The organism is Trichocoleus sp. ST-U1, from assembly GCF_039961835.1.
Classification (GTDB): Bacteria; Cyanobacteriota; Cyanobacteriia; order Cyanobacteriales; family FACHB-T130; genus FACHB-T130.
On record NZ_JAMPJZ010000068.1, the window covers coordinates 22,365 to 31,270 of the forward strand.

Sequence of the window (8,906 nt, forward strand, 5' to 3'; positions counted from 1 at the left end):
TGCGGACTGAGGGCTGAGTGAGTCAGGAGTGGAATGATTACCGAATACCTAAGATGAATCTCTCTCATTCTTTTACTCAGTTCAATCCTTGTTGTTTACCCTTATTTTCCTGCTAAATAGGACTGAGTCATATTAACGAAGCGGCACGAAGTGCGGACTGAGGACTGAGTCAATCAGGAGTAAAATGAGTGCCCAATATCCAAGATAAACTTCTCTCATTCTTTTACTCAGTTCAATTCTTCTTATTTACCCTCAGTCCTCAGCCTTCAGCCCTCAGTCCTCAGCCCTCAGTCCTTACTCCTCAGTCTTCAAAAATGACTTTTATCTCTCTTATCTACGGAGTTTTTCTGCTCAGCGTTTTGGGAATTTACTGGTCGTTCCAAAAACAGTCTTTGCAGATGTGGACGTTGCTTGTTGTCAGTCTGGTTTTCTATACCTCGCTGCAAGCACCAACTTTAGTAAATGAGCATTGGCTGCAAATTTTAGCCTCGCCGCAAGTCGCCTATATTCCTTTGTTGATTGCCATCACCTTGATGAACTTCAGCTTAGGTAAGGCAATTGGAGAAAATACAGCATTAGGGATGTACGCGACCGATCCCCATGAAGATTGGCAATTCGATCAAGCGTTTTGGAATCGCCAGCGACTAAAGTTTTTATGGTTGGGGATTGTTCTGAATGTCTTGTTGTTGGTGAGCTTCAAATATGTACCTTTTTTCTTAAATTCGGTGGCGGGCTTCTATGAACAATTCACCGGAACATCGCTACCCGTTGCCGAAAATAGCGCCAGTTGGGTCAGCACTCACTTAATTGCGCCTTTAGGTTTGAGTTTCTTTTCTTTTGAGTGCATTGCTTATTTAATTGATGTATATCGTGGTGCCCCAGCGACGGAGCGATTTCTCGATTTTGCAGCTTATAAGTTATTTTTTCCCAAGCTAATTGCAGGGCCAATTACTCGTTATCATCAATTCTCAACTCAGCTCAAAACGCTGCAATTTCCAACACTTAATCAGATTACAGAAGGACTGTGGCTGATTGCCTGCGGTGCAGTTAAAAAAGCGCTTTTGGCAGATCGGCTGGGAATTTTTGTTGATTTGTGTTTTGGTAACTTAGAGCGAGCGAGCAGCGGCGATTTGTGGTTAGCGATCGCTGCCTACGGACTGCAACTCTATCTGGATTTTAGTGGGTACGTAGATATCGCCCGTGGTAGTGCCATCCTCTTAGGCTTCAATCTCCCGGAGAATTTTAATTTTCCTTACTTCAGTACCAGCATTGCTGATTTTTGGCGGCGCTGGCATATTACGCTAGGCGATTGGTTGCGAAACTACCTCTATTTTCCCTTGGGGGGTTCGCGCCAAGGGCTGCGCCGTACCTGCCTGAATTTGCTAATTATCATGTTAATTGCTGGGATTTGGCATGGAGCGGCTTGGGGCTATGTCGTCTGGGGTGCGTATCACGGTCTTGCTTTAGTGGCTCACCGCCTCACAGAAGCCCACTCCCGCCAGTCTGAAAAAGCTAGAAATTGGTGGAAAAGCCTTCCGGGTGTAATGCTTGCGTGGTTGCTAACCCAGTTTATGGTGTTCACATCCTGGATTTTCTTCCGCCTACCGAATCTGAAACAATCCAGTTGGGTGATTCAGCACCTCTGGGGTCAGTCTGCTGATGCCCAGTTTGCCGAAAAAGTCTACGGGGAGGCGCTGGGTGTGAATGCATCTCAGTTAGGTCTACTGCTTTGGCTGCTAGCAGCGTCGATGCTCCTCGTCTATGCCGTCCATCGGGGTCTCAAGTTACAGCTTAATTGGCCTCTGAAGCTGCTGCTGGTGCCATTGTGTTTCTACATTGTCTGGATATTTGCGCCCCAAGGCGGTCTTCCCTACATTTACTTTGATTTTTAGGGCATTACATTAAGCGATCGCCCACTACTCCTGGCTGACACGTCTCGCTTGCGATCGCTAACCCTACCGCATTCTCAGCCACTCATAAGTAAATGAAATGACAGTGATTCGGATTTATGAACAAAAAAAGACTGGACAAATACGAATAAATGTAAATATTATTAAATACAAGGCGAGACAAACTTCGCCTCATTCATACCGAACCTAGAAAATTCAAAGCACTCATAAAAACATGACCACAACCTTACAAAGACGCGAAAGCGCCAACGTATGGCAACGGTTCTGTGATTGGGTCACATCAACCGACAACCGCCTGTATGTAGGCTGGTTCGGAGTCCTGATGATCCCAACCCTACTGTCTGCCACCATCTGCTTCATCATCGCCTTCATCGCCGCTCCTCCCGTGGACATCGATGGCATCCGCGAACCCGTAGCTGGTTCCTTGATGTACGGCAACAACATCATCTCCGGAGCCGTAGTTCCTTCCAGCAACGCCATCGGCTTGCACTTCTACCCAATTTGGGAAGCCGCCTCCTTAGATGAGTGGCTGTACAACGGTGGTCCTTACCAGTTGGTAATTTTCCACTTCCTGATCGGTGTATTTTGCTACATGGGTCGTGAGTGGGAACTCTCCTACCGCCTCGGAATGCGTCCTTGGATCTGCGTCGCTTACTCTGCACCTGTTGCAGCAGCAACCGCCGTGTTCCTGATCTACCCGATCGGACAAGGTTCATTCTCAGACGGGATGCCCCTGGGGATCTCCGGAACCTTCAACTTCATGATCGTGTTCCAAGCCGAGCACAACATCCTGATGCACCCCTTCCACCAACTCGGTGTAGCCGGTGTCTTCGGGGGTGCCCTGTTCTCCGCCATGCACGGTTCTTTGGTGACTTCCTCCTTAGTGCGTGAAACCACCGAAACCGAATCTCAGAACTACGGTTACAAATTCGGACAAGAAGAAGAAACCTACAACATCGTTGCAGCCCACGGCTACTTCGGTCGGTTAATCTTCCAATACGCTTCCTTCAACAACAGCCGTTCCTTGCACTTCTTGTTAGGTGCATGGCCCGTCGTCGGCATCTGGTTCACCTCTTTGGGAATCAGCACGATGGCATTCAACCTGAATGGTTTCAACTTCAACCAGTCAGTGATTGACAGCCAAGGTCGGGTGATCAACACCTGGGCAGACGTGATCAACCGCGCCAACCTGGGTATGGAAGTGATGCACGAGCGCAACGCTCACAACTTCCCCCTCGACTTGGCAGCAGGTGAGTCCACCCCAGTGGCTCTGATGGCTCCCAGCATCAATGGCTAATCGCTAGAGACAAGATATATCGCGTCTCTACATCAAAAGCGCCTCCCACAAGGGGGCGCTTTTTTATTGGGAACCACAGATAGAGCCAGATTGTATCAATCCAATCTATCGGGGGTTTAGGATAAATATGGAAGCATACAGATTGGAGATAGGACAACGGTTTACACACGTCCCTTAGCTCGTCTCATCGAGCAACTACAACGGTTGCCAGGAGTTGGCCCGAAAACTGCACAACGTCTGGCACTGCATATTATTAAGCGATCGCCCGAAGAAGTAGAAACACTGGCTCAAGCTTTAGTTGAGGCGAAAAAGCAAGTGGGTTTATGTCAGGTGTGCTTTCACCTCTCGGCTGAACCTGTCTGCGATATTTGCCGTAACTCTAACCGCGACAACAGCACGCTCTGTGTGGTGGAAGATTCCCGTGATGTGATTGCGCTGGAAAAAACTCGCGAATATAGCGGCAAGTATCACGTCTTGGGAGGCATCATTTCACCGATGGATGGAATTGGCCCCGACCAACTAAATATTCAACCGCTCGTGCGGCGAGTGAGCCAGCAAAAAATTAAAGAAGTGATTTTGGCAATTAGTCCCAGTGTGGAAGGTGAGACAACAACCCTGTATGTCGGTCAATTACTAAAGCCGTTTACCAAGGTGACGCGGATTGCTTTTGGTTTACCGATGGGCGGTGATTTAGAGTATGCCGATGAGGTGACACTAGCACGAGCCTTAGAAGGGCGCAGAGAGTTGGATTAAGCAAGTAGAACCCTAGAATTGCTAGATCCCTCTTCTGACAAACTGGGGTAAAAGCTTGATTTCTCATGGGCTGTAATACTGTAAATTCATCGAATTCTCTCAAAATGACACAAGAGGGAGATTAGCAATGAGTCATTAGCAGCCAGTAGATAATCTGGGTATTCTAGTCACTTAAATAGGGCTTCTAACTCAACTTTTGCTTAACGAAAGCCATCATCTGAGCCAATTGTTTTTTCAGTGCCGGAATTTCAGCGACTTGTTCCTTCAATCCCTTAATTTCAGCCTGCATTGCCGCCATTTTTTCATTTAATGCCTTAATTTCAGCCGATGCATCTGTAGAGTCAGCAACGACTGCGGTTGTCTGAGCAGAAAGTGTTCCAGCTTGTGGGCGTGGCAATTTGGCTTTAGCGATCGCTGACTGGATTGCCTGATTTAAGTGCTTCTCATTGAAGGGCTTCTCTAAAAATTCAAAATACTCAAACGGTTCTGAAAGTTTCTCCATCACTTCCGCTTTCCGCCCAGAGATGACCACTAAAGGAATCATCTGGAGTTCGGGCGAAGCTTGAAGTTGCCCAAAAACCTCCCAACCGCTCATGCGAGGCAGAATCCAATCCAAAATAATGACATTCGGATGCTCTTGACGGATGAGATTAAGTCCCTCTTCCCCATCTTTTGCTTCTAAAACTTGAAAGTTGCCCGGAGGCAACATTTCTGGCAATGAAGCCCGAATTACTTTAGCATCATCAACAATTAGGATTTTTTGAGTTGCTCCCGCTTTCTGAACGTCGGGAGCCGTTGGGGTTCCTTTAGCGGCTGGTGCTGTTTGGGCACCAGCCGCAGCCGCTTGCCGACGAGGCAGTTTCGCCTTAGCCATTGCTGATTTCATCGCCTGAATCAGCGTCTTCTGCTCCAACGGCTTGGCAACAAATTCAAAATACTCAAACGGTTCTGGAATTTTGTGTGTAACTTCTTCTTTACGTCCTGATGTCACCACTAAAGGAATCTTTTGGAGTTCCGGAGAGACTTGAATTTGTTGAAAGACTTCCCAACTACTAGGCTGAGATGACAGGAAATCCAGCACGATTAAATTGGGGCGTTCTTTTCGGATTAAATTCAGTCCTTCTTGAGAGTCTTTTGCTTCGAGAACTTCAAAGTTACTCTGGGGCAATAGCTTGCGGACTAGACTCCGACTGGTGCTGCTGTCATCGATAACCAGGATCTTGTTACTTGGCATAACTAACTCCTAGGAGTGGTGACTGAGGACATTCCATGAAACAAGGAACTCAACCGTAAGAACGCCCCGATTACGAGTCAGATGAGCTGGAAGATTGAATGGGGACAGGATCTAAATGCTGAGGTGTATTCTATAAATGCTAGCGATTACTTCAGCTTTTGTTTAATGAATGTCACAATTTGAGCTAGCTGTTTTTTCAAGCCATCAACCTCACTAGGTATCGCTGCCATTGGAGCCACCTGTTTCTTCAAGGCGTCAATCTCAGCTTGCATCTTGGCAATCTTGGCATTTAACTGCTGAATGTCTGCTGACGCAACCCCTGAATCTGGTGGGACTGTATCCTTAGCGACGGCTGGCTGCGGTGCTGATGGTACTACCACCGGGCGGTTTCTTGCTTTTGCCATCGCTGTCTTGATAGCGGCAATCAGTTGCTTCTGGTCAAAGGGCTTGGGTATGAATTCAAAATATTCAAAAGGTTCTGAGATTTTCTCTGTCACCTCTTCTTTCCGACCAGACATTAAAACGAGAGGAATTGACTGAAGTTCGGGCTTACTTTGAATCTGCTGAAACACCTCCCACCCGCTCATTTTGGGCAAGAGAAAATCTAACATAATCAAGTTCGGGTGTGACTGGTAGATCAGATTCATGCCTTCCAGACCGTCTTTTGCTTCTAAAATTTCAAAGTTACCCGGTGGTAACATATCTCGTACTGTATTTCTGATCACTCGACTGTCATCAATCACCAGAATTTTGTGACCTGCCACGACTGACTCCTTAGGGGTAATTTAAAGAAAAACTAAAGTTGATTTGAGCCGACTGCTGCCTTGCCGCTAATTTCAGCAAGATGAGCGGCTAGCAGAAAACTGCCTCGCGTTCATACCAATCAGGATAATTTGGAATGTGTAGTACAAGTGTGTCTGCGCTACAGAACTATGATTTCTATACCCGATTACGGTAAACCAACGCTAGCGCCGTAATGGGGATTCTCATGAGTGCGTGGTATACAGCAACACAATGGCTTGCCTGATATCCTCACTCTTCGATCGTCTTGACATACAAAAACATAAAGCCAAAAAGCTAGCAGCGTGCCTAATTCTAGATTAATCCGGTCTGACCTGAAAGGGAAAAAAACTAAGGCAGAAGCAGAATCAGAGTTAGAGTCGAATGATTTAAGATTTGTATCATAGGACTCACGCATTGCCCGACAACGTAGGGGCTTTTTTGGGTTGTGCCTGTACTGGCTATCCTGTACTGGCTATATAGACAAAGGCGCAGGAAAGCAGGCGAGATAGTGGTTCTCACTCGATCCGAACCTCACCCCCAGCGCCTCAACCTTCACGGAGAGGGGAGAATATTGAACCAAATCCGCGAACAGAGAGGGGGAATATTCAACCCAAATCCGTGAACAGAGAGGGGCTGAGGTGAGGTTAAACCGTACTGCATCCAATAGAGAGTTGCTATGGAAATTGTTGTAAGCTCTTGAGTTTAGGAGTTTGGCTGTGTAAGTTCTGTATTATACGGATGCTCATTGAGCTGGTAGCCCAGAAAAAAACATGAATTTGCCTACCGAAACGAATGCTCGACAAATTCAGCCTGATGTACAAGCGTGGAGGTCAGAAATTGAGGCGCTACCGCCTTGGTTGCGACGCTCCATCGGGAAAGCAAGCGACATTTCGACGGTGCAGCGAATTATTAAGCAGCGGCAAATTCACACGATTTGCGAAGAGGGGCGCTGTCCGAACCGGGGAGAGTGTTATACCCAAAAGACAGCAACGTTTCTGCTGATGGGGCAAACTTGCACCCGTGCCTGTGCTTTTTGTCAAGTGGAGAAAGGGCACGCACCGATGCCATTAGATCCGGAAGAACCGCAAAAGGTGGCTCAGGCGGTGCAGTTGCTTTCTTTGCGCTACGTGGTGCTGACTTCGGTGGCGAGAGATGATTTGCCGGATGGGGGGGCAAGTTGGTTTGCGGCGACGATGGCAGCGATAAGACAGATGAACCCGGAAACGCTGATTGAGGTGTTGACGCCAGATTTCTGGGGGGGTAAGGATGCGGTGGAGAAACAACGGCAACGAGTCGCAACGGTGGTTGCAGCGTCACCTGTTTGTTATAACCACAATATTGAGACGGTGGAGCGTCTGCAAGGACGGGTGCGACGGGGGGCACAGTATGAGCGATCGCTTGATGTTCTCCGGATTGTGAAAGAACTTGACTCCACAATTGCCACGAAATCCGGCTTGATGCTGGGACATGGGGAAACGGAAGCCGAAGTGATTGAGGCGATGACCGATTTGCGGGATGCTGGATGCGATCGCATTACCCTCGGTCAGTATATGCGCCCTTCACTAGAACATCTGCCAGTCCAAAAATACTGGACGCCAGAAGAATTCGAGCATCTGGGAGCGATCGCGCGGGAAATGGGCTTTGCTCACGTCCGTTCCGGTCCCCTCGTCCGCAGTTCCTACCACGCGGGAGAGAGTGCTTAAAGTCAAGAAGCCAGGGGAGGAAAAAAGAATTTTTCTATTGATCGTGCATCGGGAAAGCGCCTATCAAGGTCTAGGCTGCTTTCAGGAAGACTGCGGTAAATGAAAATATTTCTATCGAGCCGTGCTAATTGTGACAGCTCTTTGGTATTTCTTGATAAAGTCCAAAATTAGGAGCAAATGCTTATGACTGCACAAGCCAAGAAACCAAAAGGTTCTCTTACCCAAACGAGTAAGCCTCCCTATCCTTTCCGCACTATCGTTTCGCTGATCCTCTTAGCTGGTAACTTCCTGGTTGCAGCGATTTATTTCCACATCATCAACCCGTAATCCATCTCTAAGAAAACTGAATCTACAGTTTTGAGGTTAGGGCGAATGACAACGATGAAGGCGGAAGGGAGAAGGATGGATAGCCTGTTGATTCATCCTTCATCCTTCATCCTTCATCCTTTTATAGGGTGCCCTTGAACAAGCCTTGGGGACGGACAAGCAGAATTAAGACCATGATCAAGAGGGCAACACCCTGCTTGTATTCAGACCCCAGGAAGGGGACGCTGAGTTCTTGGGCGATACCAATTACCAACGCACCTGCGATCGCGCCGTAGGGGTTGCCAATCCCGCCGAGAATCACCGACGCAAACATCGGCAAAATCAAAAACCAGCCCATGTTGGGGCGTATGCCCGTAATCAGCCCGTACATGGCTCCTCCCAGGGACGTAAAAACGCCGGTAATGAGCCAAGTCCAAATCACCACGCGCTCAACGTTAATGCCTGAGACGCGAGCCAGATCGATATCATCCGCAACTGCTCTCATTGCCTTCCCGATTTTGGTGTTCTGCAACAGGAAATGCAGCCCCAACATTGCGAGGACGGCTAAAACCATGACAACGATCCGGTAATAAGCCACGTTGACTCCGAAGATGTTGAGGGCGGAGGCAATTGGCAAATTGTAGCGCTGGTTGCCTCCTCCCCAAATGAAAATGATGCCATTGCGGAGAAACAAGGCAAGTCCAATCGAGATGATGATCAGGGTGGTAGGGGAGGCACGGCGTGCCCGCATTGGTTTCCAGAGCAGCTGTTCGCTCAGTAGCATCGCCGCCACCGTTCCCCCCGCGCCTAGAATCATTGACAGCCAAATATTTATCCCACTGATATTCGCTAACCAGGTAAGATACGCGCCCAAGGTCATAAAATCGCCATGAGCAAAGTTGGAAAGGCGCAAAATTCAA

At 48.1% G+C, this 8,906-nt stretch carries 7 protein-coding genes and 2 pseudogenes; 5 read left to right on the plus strand and 4 right to left on the minus strand.

Features of this window, described 5'->3' with window-relative positions:
• Positions 1–314 precede the first annotated feature (314 nt).
• From NDA06_RS20245 to recR, 3 genes are all read left to right on the plus strand, one after another.
• Positions 315–1,892: an MBOAT family protein gene (locus NDA06_RS20245; RefSeq protein ID WP_190987209.1), complete on the plus strand. Its 1,578-nt coding sequence runs from the start codon at positions 315–317 to the stop codon at positions 1,890–1,892.
• Between the two features lie 232 nt (positions 1,893–2,124).
• Positions 2,125–3,207, plus strand: coding sequence for a photosystem II q(b) protein (gene psbA / locus NDA06_RS20250; protein ID WP_348251828.1), 1,083 nt, complete (start codon positions 2,125–2,127; stop codon positions 3,205–3,207).
• A gap of 141 nt (positions 3,208–3,348) precedes the next feature.
• Positions 3,349–3,960 (plus strand): recombination mediator RecR, encoded by a 612-nt coding sequence (gene recR, locus NDA06_RS20255; RefSeq protein WP_190411240.1) that lies wholly within the window; start codon positions 3,349–3,351, stop codon positions 3,958–3,960.
• A gap of 184 nt (positions 3,961–4,144) precedes the next feature.
• Here recR and NDA06_RS20260 read toward each other — a convergent pair whose 3' ends face one another.
• The 3 genes and pseudogenes from NDA06_RS20260 to NDA06_RS20270 all read right to left on the minus strand — a co-directional run bounded on the left by NDA06_RS20260 (position 4,145) and on the right by NDA06_RS20270 (position 5,958).
• Positions 4,145–4,717 carry a response regulator gene (locus NDA06_RS20260; RefSeq protein ID WP_347276593.1) on the minus strand — a complete coding sequence of 191 codons (573 nt, stop codon included), beginning with the start codon at positions 4,715–4,717 and terminating at the stop codon, positions 4,145–4,147.
• Positions 4,718–4,855: 138 nt separating this feature from the next.
• Positions 4,856–5,194: pseudogene (locus NDA06_RS20265) on the minus strand (response regulator); the annotation flags it as partial.
• 146 nt (positions 5,195–5,340) lie between these two features.
• Positions 5,341–5,958, minus strand: a complete 618-nt coding sequence (locus NDA06_RS20270; RefSeq protein WP_190411228.1) for a response regulator — start codon at positions 5,956–5,958, stop codon at positions 5,341–5,343.
• Positions 5,959–6,747: 789 nt separating this feature from the next.
• Between NDA06_RS20270 and lipA the strand changes: the two genes are divergently transcribed.
• A complete protein-coding gene (lipA, locus tag NDA06_RS20275; RefSeq protein WP_190986930.1) occupies positions 6,748–7,680 on the plus strand; it encodes a lipoyl synthase in 933 nt (310 codons plus the stop codon).
• Positions 7,681–7,863: 183 nt separating this feature from the next.
• The gene (locus NDA06_RS20280; RefSeq protein ID WP_190411226.1) at positions 7,864–8,007 is read left to right on the plus strand and encodes a photosystem I protein PsaX; all 144 of its coding nucleotides are present in this window, start codon (positions 7,864–7,866) and stop codon (positions 8,005–8,007) included.
• A gap of 121 nt (positions 8,008–8,128) precedes the next feature.
• On the opposite strand, the pseudogene NDA06_RS20285 reads toward NDA06_RS20280, so the two are convergent.
• Positions 8,129–8,902 (minus strand): annotated as a pseudogene (locus NDA06_RS20285) (branched-chain amino acid ABC transporter permease); the annotation flags it as partial.
• Positions 8,903–8,906: the final 4 nt, after the last annotated feature.